The sequence below is a fragment of the Pseudomonas sp. m6p genome (assembly GCF_055760375.1).
The window spans coordinates 3,116,480-3,136,506 of the sequence record NZ_CM147084.1 but is presented as its reverse complement, the minus strand read 5'-3'; the positions used below and the strand labels follow the sequence as shown (position 1 = coordinate 3,136,506).

At 60.9% G+C, this 20,027-nt stretch carries 18 protein-coding genes; 7 read left to right on the top strand and 11 right to left on the bottom strand.

The window, feature by feature from the left end:
• Window positions 1–2: 2 nt before the first annotated feature.
• From ACYZUM_RS14165 to ACYZUM_RS14155, 3 genes are read right to left on the bottom strand one after another with little or no spacing between them, the layout of a single operon-like run.
• A complete protein-coding gene (locus tag ACYZUM_RS14165) occupies window positions 3–1,283 on the bottom strand; it encodes a dihydrolipoamide acetyltransferase family protein (protein WP_108183016.1) in 1,281 nt (426 codons plus the stop codon).
• A complete protein-coding gene (locus ACYZUM_RS14160; protein ID WP_041073339.1) occupies window positions 1,284–2,342 on the bottom strand; it encodes an alpha-ketoacid dehydrogenase subunit beta in 1,059 nt (352 codons plus the stop codon).
• A 1-nt stretch (window position 2,343) separates the two neighbouring features.
• On the bottom strand, window positions 2,344–3,579 hold the full coding sequence (locus ACYZUM_RS14155) for a 3-methyl-2-oxobutanoate dehydrogenase (2-methylpropanoyl-transferring) subunit alpha (protein ID WP_041073337.1): 1,236 nt from the start codon (window positions 3,577–3,579) through the stop codon (window positions 2,344–2,346).
• A gap of 185 nt (window positions 3,580–3,764) precedes the next feature.
• Between ACYZUM_RS14155 and bkdR the strand changes: the two genes are divergently transcribed.
• Window positions 3,765–4,253 carry a Bkd operon transcriptional regulator BkdR gene (bkdR, locus tag ACYZUM_RS14150; RefSeq protein ID WP_027613216.1) on the top strand — a complete coding sequence of 163 codons (489 nt, stop codon included), beginning with the start codon at window positions 3,765–3,767 and terminating at the stop codon, window positions 4,251–4,253.
• Window positions 4,254–4,346: 93 nt separating this feature from the next.
• Here the strand turns inward: bkdR and ACYZUM_RS14145 are convergent, their stop codons facing one another.
• Window positions 4,347–5,210: an MBL fold metallo-hydrolase gene (locus tag ACYZUM_RS14145; RefSeq protein ID WP_108183015.1), complete on the bottom strand. Its 864-nt coding sequence runs from the start codon at window positions 5,208–5,210 to the stop codon at window positions 4,347–4,349.
• Window positions 5,211–5,301: 91 nt separating this feature from the next.
• Between ACYZUM_RS14145 and ACYZUM_RS14140 the strand changes: the two genes are divergently transcribed.
• From ACYZUM_RS14140 to ACYZUM_RS14130, 3 genes are all read left to right on the top strand, one after another.
• Window positions 5,302–5,643 carry an ArsR/SmtB family transcription factor gene (locus tag ACYZUM_RS14140; protein ID WP_041073332.1) on the top strand — a complete coding sequence of 114 codons (342 nt, stop codon included), beginning with the start codon at window positions 5,302–5,304 and terminating at the stop codon, window positions 5,641–5,643.
• 169 nt (window positions 5,644–5,812) lie between these two features.
• On the top strand, window positions 5,813–7,057 hold the full coding sequence (locus ACYZUM_RS14135; protein ID WP_108183014.1) for an NAD(P)/FAD-dependent oxidoreductase: 1,245 nt from the start codon (window positions 5,813–5,815) through the stop codon (window positions 7,055–7,057).
• Window positions 7,058–7,066: 9 nt separating this feature from the next.
• The gene (locus ACYZUM_RS14130) at window positions 7,067–7,867 is read left to right on the top strand and encodes a sulfite exporter TauE/SafE family protein (protein WP_108183013.1); all 801 of its coding nucleotides are present in this window, start codon (window positions 7,067–7,069) and stop codon (window positions 7,865–7,867) included.
• A gap of 85 nt (window positions 7,868–7,952) precedes the next feature.
• Here the strand turns inward: ACYZUM_RS14130 and ACYZUM_RS14125 are convergent, their stop codons facing one another.
• Complete coding sequence (locus tag ACYZUM_RS14125) at window positions 7,953–8,879, bottom strand: polysaccharide deacetylase family protein (protein ID WP_108183012.1); 927 nt, start codon at window positions 8,877–8,879, stop codon at window positions 7,953–7,955.
• Between the two features lie 248 nt (window positions 8,880–9,127).
• Here ACYZUM_RS14125 and ACYZUM_RS14120 point away from each other — a divergent pair, with 248 nt between their 5' ends.
• Both ACYZUM_RS14120 and ACYZUM_RS14115 read left to right on the top strand, forming a co-directional pair.
• Complete coding sequence (locus ACYZUM_RS14120; protein WP_108183011.1) at window positions 9,128–10,783, top strand: MFS transporter; 1,656 nt, start codon at window positions 9,128–9,130, stop codon at window positions 10,781–10,783.
• Window positions 10,780–11,922, top strand: coding sequence for an HlyD family secretion protein (locus ACYZUM_RS14115; RefSeq protein WP_108183010.1), 1,143 nt, complete (start codon window positions 10,780–10,782; stop codon window positions 11,920–11,922). Before ACYZUM_RS14120 ends, ACYZUM_RS14115 begins: the two co-directional genes overlap by 4 nt.
• 71 nt (window positions 11,923–11,993) lie before the next feature.
• On the opposite strand, the gene ACYZUM_RS14110 is transcribed toward ACYZUM_RS14115, so the two are convergent.
• The 3 genes from ACYZUM_RS14110 to copC all read right to left on the bottom strand — a co-directional run bounded on the left by ACYZUM_RS14110 (window position 11,994) and on the right by copC (window position 14,458).
• Entirely contained in the window at window positions 11,994–12,965 is a 972-nt protein-coding gene (locus ACYZUM_RS14110; RefSeq protein WP_473061343.1) for an IS110 family RNA-guided transposase, read from the bottom strand.
• 269 nt (window positions 12,966–13,234) lie between these two features.
• Window positions 13,235–14,092 carry a copper homeostasis membrane protein CopD gene (gene copD / locus ACYZUM_RS14105; protein WP_108183009.1) on the bottom strand — a complete coding sequence of 286 codons (858 nt, stop codon included), beginning with the start codon at window positions 14,090–14,092 and terminating at the stop codon, window positions 13,235–13,237.
• Between the two features lie 3 nt (window positions 14,093–14,095).
• Entirely contained in the window at window positions 14,096–14,458 is a 363-nt protein-coding gene (gene copC / locus ACYZUM_RS14100; protein ID WP_108183008.1) for a copper homeostasis periplasmic binding protein CopC, read from the bottom strand.
• Window positions 14,459–14,596: 138 nt separating this feature from the next.
• Here copC and ACYZUM_RS14095 point away from each other — a divergent pair, with 138 nt between their 5' ends.
• Window positions 14,597–15,217: a TetR/AcrR family transcriptional regulator gene (locus tag ACYZUM_RS14095; RefSeq protein ID WP_064587091.1), complete on the top strand. Its 621-nt coding sequence runs from the start codon at window positions 14,597–14,599 to the stop codon at window positions 15,215–15,217.
• A gap of 82 nt (window positions 15,218–15,299) precedes the next feature.
• On the opposite strand, the gene preA is transcribed toward ACYZUM_RS14095, so the two are convergent.
• From preA to hydA, 3 genes are all read right to left on the bottom strand, one after another.
• The gene (preA, locus tag ACYZUM_RS14090; protein WP_098968232.1) at window positions 15,300–16,574 is read right to left on the bottom strand and encodes an NAD-dependent dihydropyrimidine dehydrogenase subunit PreA; all 1,275 of its coding nucleotides are present in this window, start codon (window positions 16,572–16,574) and stop codon (window positions 15,300–15,302) included.
• On the bottom strand, window positions 16,575–17,942 hold the full coding sequence (locus ACYZUM_RS14085; protein WP_108184406.1) for an NAD(P)-dependent oxidoreductase: 1,368 nt from the start codon (window positions 17,940–17,942) through the stop codon (window positions 16,575–16,577).
• Window positions 17,943–18,135: 193 nt separating this feature from the next.
• On the bottom strand, window positions 18,136–19,575 hold the full coding sequence (hydA, locus tag ACYZUM_RS14080) for a dihydropyrimidinase (RefSeq protein ID WP_108183007.1): 1,440 nt from the start codon (window positions 19,573–19,575) through the stop codon (window positions 18,136–18,138).
• Window positions 19,576–20,027: the final 452 nt, after the last annotated feature.

The following is a 20,027-nucleotide window of genomic DNA, read 5'->3' as shown; positions in this document are numbered from 1 at the left end:
CATCACTCCACAAACAGAGTCGCGGGTTGTTCGAGCAGACCACGAATGGCCTGGATGAAGAGCGCCGCGTCCATGCCGTCGACCACGCGGTGATCGAAGGAGCTGGAGAGGTTCATCATCTTGCGGATCACCACCTCGCCTTTGACGACCATCGGGCGTTCGACGATTTTGTTCACGCCGACGATGGCCACTTCCGGCAGGTTCAGCACCGGCGTGCTGACGATGCCGCCCAGCGCACCGAGGCTGGTCAGGGTGATGGTCGAGCCGGACAATTCGTCGCGGCTGGCCTTGCCATTGCGGGCGGCATTGGCCAGACGCGAGATTTCTGCGGCGCTGTCCCACAGGCTGCGCGCTTCGGCGTGACGCACTACTGGCACCATCAGGCCGACATCGCTTTGCGTGGCGACGCCGACATGCACTGCGCCGAGGCGGGTGATGACCTGGGCTTCGTCGTCGTAACGGGCGTTCATCTGCGGGAAGTCGCGCAGAGCGACGACCAACGCGCGCACCAGGAACGGCAGCAAGGTCAACTTGCCCCGGCTGGCGCCGTGTTTCTCATTCAGATGCGCGCGCAGTTCTTCGATGGCGGTGACGTCGATTTCTTCGACGTAGCTGAAGTGCGCGGCACGCTGGGTGGCGTCCTGCATGCGTTGGGCGATCTTGCGGCGCATGCCGATTACTTGAATCTGTTCTTCGTCGTTGCGCTGGGCGTAAGCGGCGGCGAGCGGTGCCGAAGCGTTCGACTGCCCCTGCGCCAGATAGGCTTCGAGGTCTTCGTGCAGCACACGGCCGGCCGGGCCGGAACCGCGCACCAGACGCAACTGAATGCCCAGATCCAGCGCATGTTTGCGCACCGCCGGCGAGGCCAGCGGACGTTCATTGGCCTCGCGGGCAACCATCGGGCCTTGGCAAACCGGTGCCGGACGCGGTGCAGCAGCGGCCGCAGGTTTGCTCTCGGCAGCTGTCTCAACTTTCGCCGCAGCAGGTGCCTCTTTCGCAGCAACCGGTGCTGGCGCGGCGGATTCCTTCAGGTTTCCGGCACCTTCGACTTCGATGCTGATCAGCACACTGCCGACCGCCATCACTTCCCCCGGCTGACCGCCGAGGGCAATCACCTTGCCGTGTACCGGCGAGGGAATATCGACCATCGCCTTGTCGGTCATCACGTCCGCCAGCACCTGGTCTTCAACGACCAGATCGCCAACCTTGACGTGCCACTGCGACAGCTCTACTTCTGCGATGCCTTCGCCGATGTCCGGCATCTTGATAACGTGCGTGCCCATTCAGACCTCCATGACCCGTTTCAACGCCGCGCCCACTCGGGACGGCCCTGGGAAATACGCCCACTCTTGCGCGTGCGGGTAGGGGGTGTCCCAACCGGTGACGCGTTCGATCGGCGCTTCCAGGTGATGGAAGCAATGCTCTTGCACCAGCGCTACCAACTCGGCGCCGAAACCGCAGGTGCGGGTGGCTTCGTGCACCACCACGCAACGACCGGTTTTTTTCACCGATTTGACGATGGTGTCCAGGTCCAGCGGCCACAGGCTGCGCAGGTCGATGACTTCGGCATCCACGCCGGATTCTTCAGCAGCCACTTGCGACACGTAAACGGTAGTGCCGTAGGTCAGCACGGTCACGTCCTTGCCCGGACGGGTGATCGCGGCGACGTCCAGCGGTACGGTGTAGTAACCGTCTGGCACCTGAGCTTGCGGGTGTTTCGACCACGGGGTCACCGGGCGGTCGTGGTGGCCGTCGAACGGGCCGTTGTACAGGCGTTTTGGCTCGAGGAAGATCACCGGGTCATCGTTTTCGATGGAGGCGATCAGCAGGCCTTTGGCGTCATATGGATTGGACGGCATTACGGTGCGCAGGCCGCACACCTGAGTGAACATCGCCTCGATGCTCTGGCTGTGGGTCTGGCCGCCGTAGATCCCGCCGCCGCAGGGCATGCGCAGGGTCATCGGCGCAGTGAACTCGCCGGCCGAGCGATAACGCAGGCGTGCGGCTTCGGAAATGATCTGGTCGGAAGCGGGGTAGACGTAGTCGGCGAACTGAATCTCGGCCACCGGACGCAAGCCGTAGGCGCCCATGCCTACCGCCACACCGACGATGCCGCTTTCGGAGATCGGTGCGTCGAATACCCGCGAGGTGCCGTACTTGGTCTGCAGGCCTTCGGTGCAACGGAACACGCCGCCGAAGTAGCCGACGTCCTGACCGAATACCACCACATTGTCGTCACGCTCAAGCATCACATCCATGGCCGAGCGCAGGGCCTGGATCATGGTCATGGTGGTCGTGGTCATGGCGGTTTCCAACTGAATATTGTTGTTGTGATCGTTCATGTCAGATCCCCAACTGCTGACGCTGGCGCTTCAAGTGCTCCGGCATCTCTTTGTAGACGTCTTCGAACATGGTCGCGGCGCTAGGAATCTGCCCGCCAGCGAGGGTGCCGTACTGTTCGGCCTGTTTCTGCGCGGCAATCACTTCGGCTTCAAGCTCGGCGCTGACGGCGGCGTGCTCTTCTTCCGACCAGTGGCCGACCTTGATCAGGTGCTGCTTCAGGCGGGCAATCGGGTCGCCCAGCGGGAAGTGGCTCCAGTCGTCGGCAGGCCGGTATTTCGACGGATCGTCGGAGGTCGAGTGCGGGCCGGCGCGGTAGGTGACCCACTCGATCATGGTCGGGCCGAGGTTGCGCCGGGCGCGTTCGGCAGCCCAGGCGGAAGCGGCGTAGACCGCGTAGAAGTCGTTGCCATCGACCCGCAACGAGGCGATGCCGCAACCGACGCCGCGTCCGGCGAAGGTGGTGGCTTCACCTCCGGCGATGGCCTGGAAGGTCGAGATTGCCCATTGGTTGTTGACCACGTTGAGAATCACTGGCGCGCGGTAAACGTGGGCGAAGGTGAGGGCGGTGTGGAAGTCCGATTCGGCGGTGGCACCGTCACCGATCCACGCCGAGGCGATTTTGGTGTCGCCCTTGATCGCCGAGGCCATGCCCCAGCCGACGGCTTGAATGAACTGAGTGGCGAGGTTGCCGGAGATGGTGAAGAAGCCGGCGTCCTTGACCGAGTACATGATTGGCAACTGCCGGCCCTTGAGCGGATCGCGCTCGTTGGACAGCAGCTGGCAGATCAGGTCGACCAGCGGCACTTCGCGGGCCATCAGGATGCTTTGCTGGCGGTACGTCGGGAAGCACATGTCGTCGATGTTCAAGGCCAGGGCCTGGGCGCTGCCGATGGCTTCTTCGCCAAGGCTTTGCATGTAGAACGACATTTTTTTCTGGCGCTGGGCGACCACCATGCGGTTGTCGTAAATCCGCGTCTTGAGCATGGCGCGCATGCCCTTGCGCAGGATGTCGACTGGCACATTTTCAGCCCAGGGACCGAGGGCGTTGCCCTGATCGTCGAGCACCCGAATCAGCCCACGCGCCAGGTCGGCGGTGTCGGCAGGTTCGACGTCAATGGAAGGTTTGCGCACCGTGCCGGCATCGGTCAGATGCAGGTAGGAGAAGTCGGTTTTGCAGCCTGGGCGGCCCGAGGGTTCAGGGACGTGCAGACGCAGCGGTTCATACGCTTGGGTCATGGCTTCTACGCTCGATCTTGTGAATTTCTTGTAGTGAGCTGGCAATCATTCTTGGGTGAAAGAAATCTTGTCCTACAACAATCATAGGCCCGGCGGAGAAGAATATTTCTCTCTGTTTCGTTGCGCTGGAGATGATTTGCAGATAGAAATTCTGCATAAACATAAAAAACAGGTGGTTTTGTCTCATGCGCAAACTGGACCGTACCGACATCGGCATTCTCAACAGCCTTCAGGAGAATGCGCGCATCACCAACGCCGACCTCGCACGCTCGGTGAACCTGTCGCCGACGCCGTGTTTCAACCGGGTCAAGGCGATGGAAGAATTAGGCCTGATTCGCGAGCAGGTGACGCTGCTCGATGCCGATCTGCTGGGCCTGCATGTGAACGTGTTCATTCACGTCAGTCTGGAGAAGCAGGTCGAGGAGGCGTTGCAGCATTTCGAAGAGGCGATTTCCGACCGCCCCGAGGTGATGGAGTGCTACCTGATGGCCGGTGACCCGGACTATCTGATCCGGGTGCTGGTGCCGACGATTCAGGCGCTGGAGCGCTTCATGATGGACTTTCTGACCAAGGTGCCGGGGGTGGCGAATATCCGCTCGAGTTTTGCCTTGAAACAGGTGCGCTACAAGACGGCGCTGCCGTTGCCGGCGAATGGGTTGACGCTGGGTTCTTGAAGATCAAAAGATCGCAGCCTGCGGCAGCTCCTACGCAGGGCACGCACAAACCATGTCCCTGTAGGAGCTGCCGAAGGCTGCGATCTTTTGCTTTTAGAGCTTGTTGATCGGCACCTTCAGGTAAACCACACCATTGTCCTCGGCCGCCGGAAAATTCCCCGCCCGCACATTCACCTGAATCGCCGGCAGCAACAGCGTCGGCATGCCCAACCCGGCATCGCGTTTGGTGCGCATCTCGACAAACGCCGCCTCGTCGATCCCGTCATGCACATGAATATTGCTCTTGCGCTGTTCGCCAACGGTGGTCTGGCACTGCGCGGCGCGGCCTTCTGGCGGGTAATCGTGGCAAACGTAGAGTTTGACGCTGGCCGGGAAGGCCAGCAGTTTGTGGATCGAGTTGAACAACTGATGCGCGTCGCCGCCGGGGAAGTCGCAGCGGGCGGTGCCGACGTCGGGCATGAACAGCGTGTCGCCGACCAGAATCTGTTCGCCGTCGATCAGATAAGCCATGTCTGCCGGGGTGTGGCCGGGGACGTGCAGGGCGGTGGCTTTGAGGTTGCCGATCCTGAACGACTCGTTCGGCGCGAACAGGTGATCGAACTGCGAGCCGTCGACGCAGAACTCCGGCTCCAGATTGAACAGCGCCTTGAACACATTCTGCACTTTGCTGATCGACTCACCGATGGCGATCTTGCCGCCCAGTTCGCGGCGCAGGTACGGCGCGGCGGACAGGTGGTCGGCGTGGGCGTGGGTTTCCAGCAGCCATTGCACCTGCAGGCGGTGGTCACGGACGAAGGCGATGATTTTGTCGGCCTGTACGGTGCAGGTACGACCGGCAGCGCCGTCGTAATCAAGCACCGGATCGACGATTGCACATTGCCCGCCATCGGCTTCATAGACCACATAGCTGTAGGTCGAAGAGGCGGGGTCGAGGAAAGCTTCAATCTGCGCGGGCATGGACACCAACCTGAATCAGGGAAATGGGTTGCAACACTTTATCTAAAAACATAATGTTCGCAGCTTAAGTGACGTTGAAGGCATCGTGCAAATGCAATCCAGTCTGACCGAATGTGAAGTCGCCCAACTGCGGGCGTCCGCCTCCAAGGCCTGCGCGCTGCTCAAGGCGTTGGCCAATGAGGATCGCCTGTTGATCCTGTGCCAGCTGACTCAGGGCGAACGCAACGTCGGCGAGCTGGAAAAAATCACCGGCGTGCGCCAGCCGACGCTGTCCCAGCAACTGGGCATCCTGCGCGATGAAGGCCTGGTGGCGACCCGCCGCGAAGGCAAATACATCTTTTACGGCCTGGCCAGCCCTGAAGTGATTCAGGTGATGAAGACCCTGTCCGGACTGTATTGCGGGGCGGTGCTCAAGAGCTGGGGCCACCCATAAATGTCAGCCAACACAATACAAAACCTGTGGGAGCTGGCTCGCCAGCGATGGCGGAGTGTCAGTCGCCATCAATAGCGGCTGACAAGTCCCTATCGCTGGCAAGCCAGCTCCCACAGGTTTAGTGGTTTGATTCGAAAAAATCCTTGCGTGCAGCAATAAGGAACAAGCAATGAACGATCAACACTGGGGCCCATCCATCAGTGCAGACATCGTGGTCATCGGCGGTGGCACCGCCGGCATCGGTTTTGTCGCCAGTCTGCTCAAGCGTGATCCCACTCTGAACATCACCGTGATCGAGCCGAGCGCCCAGCATTACTACCAACCGGCGTGGACGCTGGTCGGCGGTGGCGCCTATGACGTCAAGGACACTGCGCGGCCGATGAGCAAAGTGATGCCGCGTCAGGCCACCTGGATTCAGGCGGCGGTGACAGCGGTGGATCCCGACACACGTCAACTCACGCTCAACGATCAACGCCGCGTCAGCTACCAGAACCTGATCGTCTGCCCCGGCCTGCGTCTGGCCTGGGAGAAGATCGAAGGCCTGCAGGAAAGCCTCGGTCAGCATGGCGTGACGTCCAACTACAGCTATCAGCATGCGCAGTACACCTGGGATCAGGTGCAGAAACTGCGCGGCGGCAAGGCGCTGTTTACTCAGCCGGCGATGCCGATCAAATGCGCCGGCGCACCGCAGAAGGCGTTGTACCTGTCGTGCGATCACTGGCGCAAAACCGCTGTGCTGAACAACATCAACGTCGAGTTCAATCTCGCCGGCGCCGCGCTGTTCGGTGTCGCGACTTTCGTCCCGCCACTGATGAAGTACATCGAAAAGTACAACGCGCAACTGGCCTTCAACAGCAATCTGGTCAGGGTCGACGGCCCGGCGAAAACCGCCTGGTTCGAGATCAAGGACGCTGACGGCAACGTCACCACACAGGCGAAAACCTTTGACCTGCTGCATGTTGTGCCGCCGCAAGTCGCGCCGGAGTTCATCGCCCAGAGCCCGCTGGCCGACACCACCGGCTGGTGCGAAGTCAATCCGCACAGCCTGCAACATCCGCGATACCCCGAAGTGTTTGGCCTCGGTGACATCTGCGGCACCACTAACGCAAAAACCGCTGCCGCCGTGCGCAAGCAGATCGTGGTCGTCGCCGAAAACCTTCTGGCGCTGCGCAAGCGGCAGCCGTTGCCACTGAAGTACGACGGCTATGGTTCCTGTCCGCTGACAGTGGAGAAGGGCAAGGTGATCCTCGCCGAGTTCGGTTACGGCGGGAAGTTGCTGCCGACCTTCGCCCTTGATGCGACCGTGCCGCGCCGCTCGGCGTGGTTTCTCAAGGCGACGCTGCTGCCGTGGTTCTACTGGAACGGCATGCTCAAAGGCCGCGAGTGGCTGACCGGTTTGTCCAAAGTCGACTGAGAACTCCGTATGTTGCTGGCAAGTCTGTTTGGCGTGTTGATGGGGCTGATTCTCGGGCTGACCGGGGCGGGCGGCGGGATTCTCGCGGTGCCGGCGCTGGTGCTCGGCCTCGGCTGGAGCATGACCCAGGCTGCGCCCGTGGCGTTGTTCGCCGTGGGCAGTGCGGCAGCCGTCGGTGCCATTGACGGTTTGCGTCATGGCCTGGTGCGCTATCGCGCGGCACTGCTGATTGCCGCGCTCGGCGCGGTGTTTTCGCCGCTGGGGATCTATTTCGCGCATCAGTTGCCGGAGCAGATTCTGATGATCCTCTTCAGCCTGCTGATGGTCATGGTCGCCTGGCGGATGTTGCGCCGCGAGCGTGCGCAAGAGGGGCCGAGCGACCACGGTCATGCGAGCTGGGGGCAGAAGAACTGCATGCTCAATGAACAGACCGGGCGCTTCGACTGGACCGCCAAATGCACCGCGACCCTTGCGGTATTGGGCGCAGTGACGGGTGTGGTTTCGGGTTTGCTCGGCGTCGGCGGTGGTTTCCTGATCGTGCCGGCATTCAAGCAACTGACCGATGTGCAGATGCGTGGGATCGTGGCGACGTCGCTGATGGTGATCAGCCTGATTTCCGCGATTGGCGTGATCGGATCGTTTCACGCAGGCGTGCGGATTGATGCACAGGGCGCGGCGTTTATCGTCGCCAGCATCGTCGGCATGATCATCGGGCGCAAGCTTTGTGCGCGGGTGCCGGCGCGGACGTTGCAGGTGGGGTTTGCCAGTGTGTGTCTGGTGGTGGCGGGGTATATGTTATTGCGCGCCTGAAAAGATCGCAGCCTGCGGAAGCTCCATGGCAATGGTGTACACCTTGCAGGAGCTGCCGCAGGCTGCGATCTTTTGATTTTGCTCCTCAATCAATCAAAGGATTTTTCTCGGTCAGCACAACCTGCGCGATCTGATCCTTGCGCATGAAACTCACCTTCGGATGCGCCTGCGCATAACGAATGAACCGCTCCATCGCTTCGACCATCGCCGGCGTGCCGCCGATGCGGTCGTGCAGACTCACCGACATCATCCGCCGCTGGCTCGCGCCTTCGGTGTACAGGCGATCAAATTCCAGCACCAGTTGCTGATAGAACTGCTCGGCGGAGAAATGCCGGCCCTCGATCAGCACGATGTCGTTATTGCGCAGGGTGTACGGCACCACGGCAAATTTGCGGCCACGGACCATGGTCACGAACGGTTCGTCGCGGCTGACGTCATCGATGTGGTAGGTGAAATTCAGGTCTTGCAGAACCTTCAGCGTATTGGGGCTGCGCCGCAGCCAGTTGGCGTTGTAACCCACCGAGCGCTGGCCGGTAAGTTTTTCCACCGCGTTGACACCGTCGCCGATGAACTGTTTTTCCTGGTCGTAGCTCATGTTGTACGAATCGGCCCAACGCATGCCATGGGCCGCCAGTTCATGGCCGCGCGCAGCAATCGCTTTCGCCAGTTCCGGGTGTTTGTGCGCCGCTTCGCCGACCACATGCGAGGTGACCTTGATGCCGGTGCGATCCCACAGGTCGAGCATCCGCCACAAGCCTTCCTTGTAGCCATAATCAAACCAGGTCTGCGCCGGCAGATCCGGATAACCCTTGGGCAGCGGCGTGCCGGAGAACGGGCTTTCCGCGCCTTCGGGCTGACCGCCGGTTTCGAATTGCATCGACACCGAGATCACCAGTTGCGAACCGTCCGGCCACGGGCGTTCCTGAGCGAAGGCGAGGGCCGGCAGCAGCAGGGCGGCCGCCACAAGGTTTTTTAAAAAGCGTGGGGAGCGTTGCCGGTGGGGCGTGGTCATAACGGGCACCTTGCAGGTTGAGAAGGGCTGCAAGGGTGGCAGTTGCCCGGCGCGGGAAAAATCCGTTGCGGGCAAGAAGACCTTTAAACAGAATTTACGAATCCACCGCGAACCAGTGGGAGCGGGCTGCCGGTCACCCTCTTGCCGAGCCGACTGCCGCCATCGCTGGCAAGCCAGCTCCCACAGGATTGTGGGTTTGCCGCAACATTTGCGGCAAACTCCCGGCAACACAAGCACAAGGTCTTTCAATGGATCGATACGCCCCGCGCAACTGGCAGCCGCACGAGAAGCCCAGTCTGCCCGGTTCCCCCTCGACGCCGCTGCACTCCAACCCCAAGCGCCTGGCCTATGCGCTGGTCGGGCTGTTGGTGGCGGTGACCGGTGGTCTGGGCAACTCGCTGGTGGTCGCCAACCTGCCTTACCTGCAAGGTGCGCTGGGCGCGACCACGGCGGAGATGGCCTGGCTGCCGGCCGCGTACGTGATGACCAACGTGTCGATGAACCTGTTGCTGGTGAAGTTTCGTCAGCAGTTCGGCCTGCGTGCATTCACCGAAGTGTTTCTGGTGTTGTATGCGCTGGTGACCTTCGGCCACCTGTTCGTCAATGACCTGAGCTCGGCCATCGCCGTGCGCGCGGCGCACGGCATGGTCGGTGCGGCGCTGAGTTCGCTGGGTCTGTATTACATGGTTCAGGCGTTTCCGGCCAAGTGGCGGCTGAAGGCGCTGGTGCTGGGCCTCGGCGCCTCGCAACTGGCTTTGCCGCTGGCGCGATTGTTCTCCGAAGACTTGCTGCAGATTGCCGAATGGCGTGGCTTGTACCTGTTCGAGCTGGGCATGGCGCTGCTGTCGCTGGGCTGCGTGCTGCTGCTCAAGTTGCCGCCCGGTGACCGCTTCAAAACCTTCGAACCGCTGGACTTTCTGACCTTCGCCATCCTCGCCAGCGGCGTGGCACTGCTCTGCGCGGTGTTGTCGCTGGGGCGGATCGACTGGTGGCTGGAGGCCGACTGGATCGGCTATGCGCTGGCGGCCTCGATTGCCCTGATCCTCGCGGGCCTGGCCATCGAGCACAACCGCAGCAACCCGATGCTGATGACCCGTTGGCTCGGCAGCGGCACGATGATCCGTCTGGCGCTGGCGGTGACCCTGATTCGCATGGTCACCTCGGAGCAGTCCACCGGCGCCGTCGGTTTCATGCAGAACCTCAATATGGGTTATGAGCAACTGCACAGCCTCTACGTGGTGATGCTGATCGGCAGCATCGCCGGGCTGGCGACCAGTGCGCTGACCATCGACCCCAAGCACCTGCTGATGCCGCTGATCATCTCGCTGGCGCTGATGGCCACCGGCTCGGTGATGGACAGTTTTTCCAACAACCTGACCCGTCCGCAAAACCTGTATTTCAGCCAGTTCCTGCTGGCCTTCGGCAGCACGTTCTTTCTGGGCCCGACCATGGTGTTCGGCACCCGCAACGTGTTGACCAACCCGCGCAATCTGGTGAGTTTTTCGGTGTTGTTCGGGATCTGCAACAACCTCGGCGGCCTGCTCGGCGCGGCGTTGTTGGGCACGTTCCAGATCGTGCGCGAGAAATTCCACTCCAGCCACCTGGTCGAGCACCTGACGCTGTCCGATCCGCTGGTGGCTGCGCGCGTACAAAGCGGCGGTTCGACCTACGGCAGCTTGCTGGCCGACCCGAGTCTGCGCAACCTCGCCGGGATTCGCAGCCTGGCCAACGCGGCCACTCGCGAAGCCAACGTGCTGGCCTATAACGATGTGTTCATGCTGATCGCCGTGATTGCGGTGCTGACCATGATCTGGCTGTCCATTCGTGCGCTGTGGCTGATGAGCACCACCAAAGCCGTCGACCCAGCGCCTTCCGTACCTCCTGACGGTGCCTCCCATTCATGACCGAACCGACCACCACAACCACCAATGCCATCGCCGCCACCCCGGAAGGCGTGGCGCCGCCGTCCTCGCCGAACACTGAGCCGCGCTCGTTGCGGGTGCGGATCATCTCGTCACTGGGCTTTGCCGCGATTGCCATCGTCGGCGTGTTGATCGTGCTCTACGCCTGGCAACTGCCGCCGTTCAGCAGCGCCGTCGAAACTACGGAAAACGCCCTGGTGCGCGGGCAGGTGACGATCATCGGCCCGCAGCTCAGTGGCTACGTGTTCGAGGTGCCGGTGCAGGATTTCCAGTACGTGAAGGCCGGTGATTTGCTGGTGCGCCTGGATGACCGGATTTATCAGCAACGCCTCGACCAGTCGCTGGCGCAACTGGCGGTGCAGAAAGCCGCGCTGGCCAACGTGGTGCAGCAACGCAACAGCGCCGAAGCGACGATCAAACTGCGTCAGGCGGTGGTGGCCGACAGCGAGGCGCAGTTGCGTAAAAGCGAGGCGGATCTGCGCCGTAACAAGGAGCTGGTGAGTGACGGCTCGGTGTCGAAACGCGAAATGGACGTGGCGCTCGCGGCCAATGCGCAGAGCATTGCGGGGGTGGCGCAGGCCAAGGCCAACCTCGAAATCGCTCGTCAGGATCTGCAGACGGTGATCGTCAATCGCGGTTCGCTGGAGGCGGCGGTGGCCAGCGCTGAAGCGGCGGTGCAACTGGCGCGAATCGACTTGTCGAATACGCGCATCGTCGCCCCGCGAGACGGCCAGCTCGGGCAGATCGGCGTGCGCCTGGGCGCCTACGTCAACTCCGGCGCGCAGCTGATGGCGTTGGTGCCAAATCAGAAATGGGTGATCGCCAACATGAAGGAAACCCAGATGGACAACGTGCGTGTCGGGCAGCCGGTGCGCTTCACCGTTGATGCGCTGAACCACCGCCAGTTCACCGGGCATGTGCAGCACATTTCGCCCGGCACCGGTTCGGAGTTCGCCCTGCTGCAGGCGGATAACGCCACGGGCAACTTCGTGAAAATCGCCCAGCGCGTGCCGGTGCGGATCACCATCGATCCGGATCAGCAGGAGGAGGAACGCTTGCGCCCGGGGATGTCGGTGGTGGTCAGCATCGACACCGCAGCGGGCGACACACAACCGCATTAAGAGCAAAAAGATCGCAGCCTTCGGCAGCTCCTACAGGGAATCGCATTCCAATGTAGATACCGTCTTGCCCCTCACCGGGCAAGTGCCAATTTCGGGTCAAATGGTTGGCCCGATTTGAGCACTCCGTAGACGAAGTGCAACAACTTGCGCATGGCTGCACAGATGATCTGTTTGGGGGCTTTGCCATTGGCCTTCAAGCGTTCCTTCATGGCGATGATCGCCTCGTTGTGCCTCAGCGCTACCAGGCCTGGCATGTACAGACCCGCCCGAACGCGAGCCGAGCCGACCCTCGAAATAATTGTTCTGCCTTTGAGTTTTCCTGACTCCTGCAGCTTAGGGTTCAACCCTGCAGCAGCGACCAGTTTGCGAGGGTCGTCGTATTTGCGCAGGTCGCCCAACTCGGCCAGCAGCCGCTCAAGGGTTTTCTGCCCGATACCGTCGATGGTCACGATCAAGTCGCGCATCTGGCGCATGTCCGGATCATCATCGATGTGTTTCTTGATCGCTTTGTGCGTTTCAGCGATCTCTTTTTCGATGTGGCGCAGAACGGAGTTGATCGAGTCTTTGACCGTTTCGTCGGACACATCCAGACGATTGAGCTCCATCTGCTCCATTTCCTGAAGATCATCCAATCGACGCACCATCGCCTTCAGTTGGCGGTATTTCAGTGGCTCCGGAGCCCAAAGCTGAAGCTTTTCAGCCTTTTCCCGAGCAAAATCAGCGAGCAGTTTGGCGTCGCTTTTATCGGTCTTGATCCGGCGCAATTCGCTGTCGGCGTAAGCATGGGTCGTGGCCGGATTGACGACACAGACCCGGTAACCCTTGTTGTAGACGAACTCGGCAAGTTCCAGGTGATAGACGCTGGTGGCTTCCATCACGATCAAGGCTGTGGGCTCGACCTGCTTGTTCAACCAAGCTTCAAACTCTTTGAAACCCTTCGCGTCATTAGGCAGCTTGGCCTTGGTTTTGTGCTTACCGTTTGGCAAGTGCGTGGCGATATCAAAGGTGTTTTTAGCGATATCGACACCGACGAAACTGGACATGAGTGTCTCTCCATTGATCTGTTTTCGATCATCACTGCACTCTGTCCAACCTTGCGAATGCGAGCTCTCGCCAGAGACGGGCCCAAGATACCGTTCGAACTATATGAGTGAGTGTGGAGGGCTGGAGCACGATCTACATCACAGGCAAAAAGCCTAAGGAGCTGCACGGCTTCCAAGTCCCTCCCTCGATGATCAGTCGAGAACTATCGCTCCTGACGGAGCGATAGTCGAGATACAAGGAGCTGCCGAAGGCTGCGATCTTTTGCTTTTCAGGCTGCAATCATCGGCGGCAGGGTGCCGAGAAGGGAGACCGCAGCAACGGCACCCATCCCCAATAACCACTCCAGCAGCACACTGCGCTTGAGCACGCCCATCCGCTGTTCGCAATCATCAATCCGCAAGCGATTGAACAGCGCCAGCGCGAGCATGCCCAGCACCAGCAACGCCTTGATCAGCAGGATCAGGGCAAAGCCACTGAACAGCGGCGTCGGCCACCATTGCCCGGTCAGCACGCGCACGTTGATCAGGCCGGTGATCAGCAGCCCGCCGACGATGGCATAACCGACACCGCTGAAGCGTTGCAGGATCCGGCTCATCGTTTCGCCGGGTTGGCGCAGGATCAATACCAGCAGCAACAGACCGCCGAGCCATGCGGCGACGCAGGTCAGGTGAACGATCTGGTTGAGGATCAGCAGTTGCCCGCTGAGGCCGTCGAGCATCGCGCCGTGCCCGACCGGCGCCAGGGTCGCCAGGAGCAGCGCGCTCAAGCCCAGACGCAGCGGCAGGCTCGATCGCCACGGCGTAAACAGCAACGCCAGCAACAGCGCGTTGATCAGCAGATGCCAACGCCAGACCTGACCGAAAAACGTATTGCCCAGCACCAGGCCAATCGTGTCCGGGTCAAACGCGGCCGCCGCCGAACCGGCCATGCTCGCGGTGATCAGCAGCGCCCAGGTGACACCGCTGACCAGCGCAATTGCCGTCAGCCAGCGCGCCAGTCGCGCCAGATGCCGATCCAGTGTCGGCACTGGCGCCTTGAGCAGCAGTGGCCGAAACAGCCAGGCGCCGAACAGCATCAACACCGCGCTGAAATGCACAAAACGGCACAGCACCAGCGCTTCACTCATGAATTACTGGCCGACCTTGAACTGGTAGGCGCCTTCGCTCTTGTGTGTGTCGACCGACACCGCGTGCCATTCGACTTTGTATTCACCGGCACTGAGTGGTGCGGCGGGGGTGACGATCAGGGTTTTCTTGTCGCCTTCGGTGGTCAGCGGTTTGATCGCGACCGGGGCGCCGTCGTGGGTCAGGCTGACTTTGGTGAAGTTGGCCTCGACGCCTTCGGAAAAGGTCAGGCGCAGATGGGCTGGAGCGGCGACGGTACTGTCGGCGGCCGGGGTGGCACTTTTCAGGTGGGCGTGGGCGAAAACCGAAGATGCGGCGAACAGCGAAGCGAGCAGGGCAGTGGTGGTCAGGACGTTCTTGAACAGCATCGCGGGTACCTCTGGGGCAGGACAAAGAAACGCCAGTTTAGCCATGCGCCGACCTTCATACGAAGTTTTGTTTGCAGCGGTCGCCCCGAGGCCGGAGCGGATGCTAGTCTTCAACAACGTCGTTGTCAGGGAGCCCTCATGGGCAATCACAAGATCGAGATTCGTCGCAGTAACGTCGAGAAAATCCTGTTGGCGGCGGAAAAAGTCTTCGCCGAAAAAGGCTTCGGCGGCACCGCCATGGCCGACATCGCCGCCGAAGTGCAACTGCCGCGCTCCAACCTGCATTACTACTTTTCCACCAAGAGCGAACTGTACAGCGCGGTACTGTTCGATCTGCTGGAGGTGTGGAAGCAGGACGCGCTGTGCTTTGAGATGTTCGACGATCCACGGGTGGTGCTCAGCAGCTACATCCGCGCCAAGATGAACCACTCGCGCAGCCGGCCTTATGGTTCGAAAGTCTGGGCCAACGAGATCATCCACGGGGCGCCGACTCTGGGCGAGGCGCTGGACGTCAGCCTGTACGACTGGGCAAAGATGAAGGAGGCGAAGATCCGCCAGTGGGTGGAGGACCAGCGGATTCTGCCGGTGGAGCCGTCGAGCCTGCTGTACATGATCTGGGCCTCGACCCAGCACTACGCCGACTTCGATCATCAGGTGAATATTCTGAACGAGCACCAGCCGCTGTCGGACATGCAGTTCGAGCGGGCGGTGCAGACGGTGACCAGTGTGATTTTGCGGGGGATCGGATTGGAGCCATAAATCAAAAGATCGCAGCCTGCGGCAGCTCCTACAGAGATCGGTGTAGGAGCTGCCGCAGGCTGCGATCTTTTGATCTTAAGAATCAGACCGCGACATGATAGGGATTGCGCGGATCATGATTCCAGTCCAGAAACGGCTTGCCCGTTTCCATCGGCACCATCTCGATGCAGTCCGCTACCGGGCAGGTGATCTGGCACAGGTTGCAGCCGACACACTCCTCATCGATCACTTCATATTTATGCGTGCCGTCGGCCTGCTTGAGGCTGCTGATCGCCTGGTGTGACGTGTCCTCGCAAGCAATGTGGCAACGCCCGCAACCGATGCACGCGTCCTGATCAATCCTGGCAATGACCTGATAGTTGATGTCGAGGTATTTCCAGTCAGTGGTGTTGCCCACCGCACGCCCGGAAAACTCGGCGATGTTGGCGTAACCCTGACTGTCCATCCAGCGCGACAGCCCGTCCTTCATCTCCTCGACAATCCGGAAGCCATGCAGCATCGCCGCCGTGCACACCTGCACCGCGCCGCTGCCCAGCGCCATGAACTCCGCCGCGTCACGCCAACTGCCGATACCACCAATGCCGCAGATCGGCAGGCCTTGAGTCTGCGGATCACGGGCGATCTCGGCGACCATGTTCAGCGCAATCGGTTTGACCGCTGAGCCGCAATAACCGCCGTGGGTGCTTTTGCTGCCGACGGTGGGCAGGGCGACCATATGCTCCAGATCGACGCTGGTAATCGAGTTGATGGTGTTGATCAGCGACACCGCATCGGCGCCACCGCGATGGGCCGCGCGAGCGGCAACGCGGATGTCAGTGATGTTCGGCGTCAGCTTGACGATCACCGGCAACGAGCAATAGGTCTTGCACCAGCGCGTCACCTGCTCGACGTATTCCGGCACCTGACCCACCGCCGCGCCCATGCCGCGTTCGGGCATGCCGTGCGGGCAACCGAAATTCAGCTCGATGCCGTCAGCGCCGGTGGCCTCCACCAGTGGCAGGATGTGTTTCCACGACTCCTCCACGCACGGCACCATCAGCGAGACGATCAGCGCACGATCCGGCCAGTCCTTTTTCACCTGGGTGATCTCGCGCAGGTTGATCTCCAGCGAGCGGTCGGTGATCAGTTCGATGTTGTTGATGCCCAGCACTTCACGGTTGTTGCCGTAGTGTGCCGAGTAGCGCGACGAGACGTTGACCGCTGCCGGGTCCTCGCCGAGGGTTTTCCAGACCACGCCACCCCAGCCGGCCTCGAAGGCGCGGACCACATTGTAGGCCTTGTCGGTCGGCGGCGCGGAGGCCAGCCAGAACGGATTGGGCGCTTTGATGCCGGCGAAGACTATCGAGAGATCGGCCATTTATGCAGCCTCCACGTTGAGCATCAGTTGCGCGTTGATCGCCTCGGCGGCGCGTTTGCCGTGCTGTACGGCTTGCACGGTGAGGTCTTGATCGAGACTGGTGCAGTCGCCGCCGGCATACACGCCGGGAATGCTGGTGCGCAGGTTGTCGTCGACCTGAATCCGTTCGCCCTGACGCTTGAGTTCGCGCGCCAGCGGGTCGGCGAGGGCGCTGCTGTCGAAGGCCTGGCCGATGGCTTTGAAGATCGCGTCGGCGGCCAGTTCGAAAGTTTCGCCCGTGGTTTGCAGGCGACCGTCGACCAGATCGGTTCGGGCAAAACGCATGCCGCGCACCTTGCCTTGCGCATCGAGCAGCACTTCCTCCGGTTGCGCCCAGGTCAGCAGGCGTACCTGATTGGCCTTGGCGATGTCTTGTTCGTGACCGGTGGCACCCATGTCCGCCGCGCCCCGGCGATACACCAGATTCACGTCACGCGCTCCGAGACGGGCCATTTGCACGGCCATGTCAATCGCCGTGTTGCCGGCGCCGAGGACGATGCAGCGTTCGGCCAGTGGCAGTTGCGTCAGGTCATCGGCCTGGCGCAGTTCGCGGATGTAGTCAGTGGCGGCGAGCAGGCCGGGCGCGTCTTCGTGGGGCAGGCCGAGCTGTTTGCTGGCATTCAGGCCGAGGCCGAGGAACACCGCGTCGAACTGCTGATGCAGCTCGCTGAGGGTCAGATTCTCGCCGAGTTTCTGTCCGTGACGGATTTCGATACCGCCGATCTGCAGAAGGAAATCCAGTTCCTTTTGCGCGTAGTCGTCGACCAGTTTGTATTTGGCGATCCCGTATTCATTGAGGCCGCCAGCCTTTTCCCGTGCTTCGAAAATCACCACGTCGTGGCCATGCATAGCACTGCGGTGGGCACAGGACAAACCCGCTGGCCCGGCGCCAACCACGGCGATGCGCTTGCCGGTGCTCGCCGCACGCTGGAACGGGTGCTCGGTGAAATTCGCGTTGTCCACGGCGTAGCGTTGCAGCAGGCCGATCAGCACCGGCGCACATTCCTGGGCGTTGTTGCGCACGCAGGCTTGCTGGCAGAGGATTTCCGTCGGGCAGACCCGCGCACAACTGCCGCCGAGAATGTTCGCCGAAAGGATTTTCTGTGCCGCGCCGGGCACGTTGTCCTGATGGATGTTACGGATGAACGACGGAATATCGATCTCGCTGGGGCAAGCGTTGACGCACGGCGCGTCGTAGCAATACAGGCAGCGCGAGGCTTCCAGATGCGCCTGCCGGGCGTTGAGCGGTGGCGCCAGATCAGTGAAATGGCCGGCGAGGGCGGCCGCACTTTCGTGCGGGTGCGGGAGATGGTTCAGGGTCTCGATCACGGTTTTTTGCCTCACGGTAACTGCCTCTATCGGGCATTGGCCAATTCCCTGTAGGAGCTGCCGAAGGCTGCGATCTTTTGATTTTGGTGTTAAAGATCAAGATCAAAAGATCGCAGCCTTCGGCAGCTCCTACAGGGGGAATGCATTTCAAATGTGGGAGCGAGCTTGCTCGCGAAGGCCGAAGGCCTGGATTTCAGCGTTTCACAGCCGTCGGCTTATGCATCTCAGCCCGCTTGCTCAGCAAATCAAACACCGCCGGATACGCCGGCCGTTCGATGTACCGCCCGGCGCCGCGCTCGGCGCGCAGATCGCCGTCGGCCCAGACCACTTTGCCCTGGCTGACGGTATGACTCGGCACGCCGCGCACGGTCTTGCCTTCGAAGATGTTGAAGTCCACCTGCTGGTGGTGGGTCTTGGCGGAAATGGTGCGAGTGCCTTGCGGGTCCCACAGCACCAGGTCGGCGTCGGCGCCGACGCGAATCGCGCCTTTGCGCGGATAGAGGTTGAAGATTTTTGCGGTATTGGTGGAGGTGAGGGCGACGAAGTCCTGCATCGACAAACGGCCGCTGTTGACCCCTTCATCCCACAACACCGCCATGCGGTCTTCGATGCCGGCGGTGCCGTTGGGGATCTTGCTGAAGTCGTCGCGCCCGGCGGCTTTTTGCTCGGCGCAGAAGCAGCAGTGGTCAGTGGCGGTGGTGTGCAGATTACCGCTCTGCAGGCCATGCCAAAGGGCCTCCTGATGCCCGCGCGGGCGGAACGGCGGGCTCATCACATAACCGGCGGCGGTCTGCCAGTCCGGGTGCTGGTAGACGCTGTCGTCGAGCAGCAGATGCCCGGCCAGCACTTCGCCGTACACCGGTTGGCCCTTGCTGCGGGCATAAGTGATTTCGTCCAGCGCTTCCTTGGTCGACACGTGTACCAGGTACAGCGGCGTGCCGATGGTCTCGGCAATACGGATCGCCCGGCTCGCCGCTTCGCCTTCCACCTGCGATGGCCGTGACAATGGATGCGCCTCTGGCCCGGTGATGCCCTGGGCCATCAACTTGCGTTGCAGGTGATAGACCAGCTCGCCGTTTTCCGCATGCACGGTCGGCACCGCGCCGAGTTCCAGGCAGCGCTCGAAACTCGCCACCAGCGTGTCGTCGGCGGCCATGATCGCGTTCTTGTAGGCCATGAAATGCTTGAAGCTGTTGATCCCGTGATGGCTGACCAGCTCGGCCATTTCCTCGCGCACCTGCTCGCTCCACCAGGTGATCGCGACGTGAAAGCCGTAGTCCGAGGCGGACTTTTCGGCCCAGCCACGCCACTGATGAAACGCTTCCATCAACGACTGCTGCGGATTGGGAATCACGAAGTCGATGATCGAGGTGGTCCCGCCAGCCAGACCTGCGGCAGTGCCGCTGTAGAAGTCTTCACTGGCCACGGTGCCCATGAAGGGCAATTGCATGTGGGTGTGTGGATCGATGCCGCCGGGCATCAGGAATTGGCCGCTGCCGTCGAGCACTTCGGCACCGGCGGGAGTATCCAGGTTTTGACCAATGGCTTTGATCACGCCGTCGGCGCAATAGACGTCGGCGCGATAACTTTCATCATGGGTAACAACGGTGGCGCCACGGATCAACAGAGACATTCCGAGTTCCTCGCAGGCATGACCGACTTGTGCCGGTTCTCAATGTTTTATTGGTGTTCAACGATGATCGGTATATTCCTGTCAGTGCTGTCAGGAATAGAAGCTAGTCGCAGTTATGCAATTGATCAAGATTATTTTTTATAAGCTTATATCTGTTTTAAGTTGTTGAAAAATAACGATAAAAAATATGAATCACCAAAATGGTGAGGCTGTTCACCATTTTGACGCACTTGACAGGATGGAAATATGAGCAAGATTTCCTATGTGAAATCAGCTGCTTGAAGTTGAGCTGCGGTTAATCGCCTGTAATGAAAAAAAGTGCAGTGCACCAGATTGAGTCCTGACAGTTCGGACAACTTGGCAAACGTTTAGCCTGAGCGTGCAGACAGGTTTTCGCGGACTCCTCCGGTGAATAATTAAAAGCGTGAATTATCAGAAAGTTGCAATGCGTT

Bases quoted from the DNA above. Each gene is read 5' to 3' on its own strand.
- ACYZUM_RS14125 (WP_108183012.1), bottom strand. From the start codon at position 8,879: ATGACCACGCCCCACCGGCAACGCTCCCCACGCTTTTTAAAAAACCTT.
- hydA (WP_108183007.1), bottom strand. From the start codon at position 19,575: ATGTCTCTGTTGATCCGTGGCGCCACCGTTGTTACCCATGATGAAAGT.
- ACYZUM_RS14165 (WP_108183016.1), bottom strand. From the start codon at position 1,283: ATGGGCACGCACGTTATCAAGATGCCGGACATCGGCGAAGGCATCGCA.
- ACYZUM_RS14160 (WP_041073339.1), bottom strand. From the start codon at position 2,342: ATGAACGATCACAACAACAATATTCAGTTGGAAACCGCCATGACCACG.
- ACYZUM_RS14130 (WP_108183013.1), top strand. From the start codon at position 7,067: ATGTTGCTGGCAAGTCTGTTTGGCGTGTTGATGGGGCTGATTCTCGGG.
- copD (WP_108183009.1), bottom strand. From the start codon at position 14,092: ATGAGTGAAGCGCTGGTGCTGTGCCGTTTTGTGCATTTCAGCGCGGTG.
- bkdR (WP_027613216.1), top strand. From the start codon at position 3,765: ATGCGCAAACTGGACCGTACCGACATCGGCATTCTCAACAGCCTTCAG.
- ACYZUM_RS14120 (WP_108183011.1), top strand. From the start codon at position 9,128: ATGGATCGATACGCCCCGCGCAACTGGCAGCCGCACGAGAAGCCCAGT.
- ACYZUM_RS14140 (WP_041073332.1), top strand. From the start codon at position 5,302: ATGCAATCCAGTCTGACCGAATGTGAAGTCGCCCAACTGCGGGCGTCC.
- ACYZUM_RS14115 (WP_108183010.1), top strand. From the start codon at position 10,780: ATGACCGAACCGACCACCACAACCACCAATGCCATCGCCGCCACCCCG.
- ACYZUM_RS14155 (WP_041073337.1), bottom strand. From the start codon at position 3,579: ATGACCCAAGCGTATGAACCGCTGCGTCTGCACGTCCCTGAACCCTCG.
- ACYZUM_RS14135 (WP_108183014.1), top strand. From the start codon at position 5,813: ATGAACGATCAACACTGGGGCCCATCCATCAGTGCAGACATCGTGGTC.
- ACYZUM_RS14110 (WP_473061343.1), bottom strand. From the start codon at position 12,965: ATGTCCAGTTTCGTCGGTGTCGATATCGCTAAAAACACCTTTGATATC.
- preA (WP_098968232.1), bottom strand. From the start codon at position 16,574: ATGGCCGATCTCTCGATAGTCTTCGCCGGCATCAAAGCGCCCAATCCG.
- ACYZUM_RS14145 (WP_108183015.1), bottom strand. From the start codon at position 5,210: ATGCCCGCGCAGATTGAAGCTTTCCTCGACCCCGCCTCTTCGACCTAC.
- copC (WP_108183008.1), bottom strand. From the start codon at position 14,458: ATGCTGTTCAAGAACGTCCTGACCACCACTGCCCTGCTCGCTTCGCTG.
- ACYZUM_RS14095 (WP_064587091.1), top strand. From the start codon at position 14,597: ATGGGCAATCACAAGATCGAGATTCGTCGCAGTAACGTCGAGAAAATC.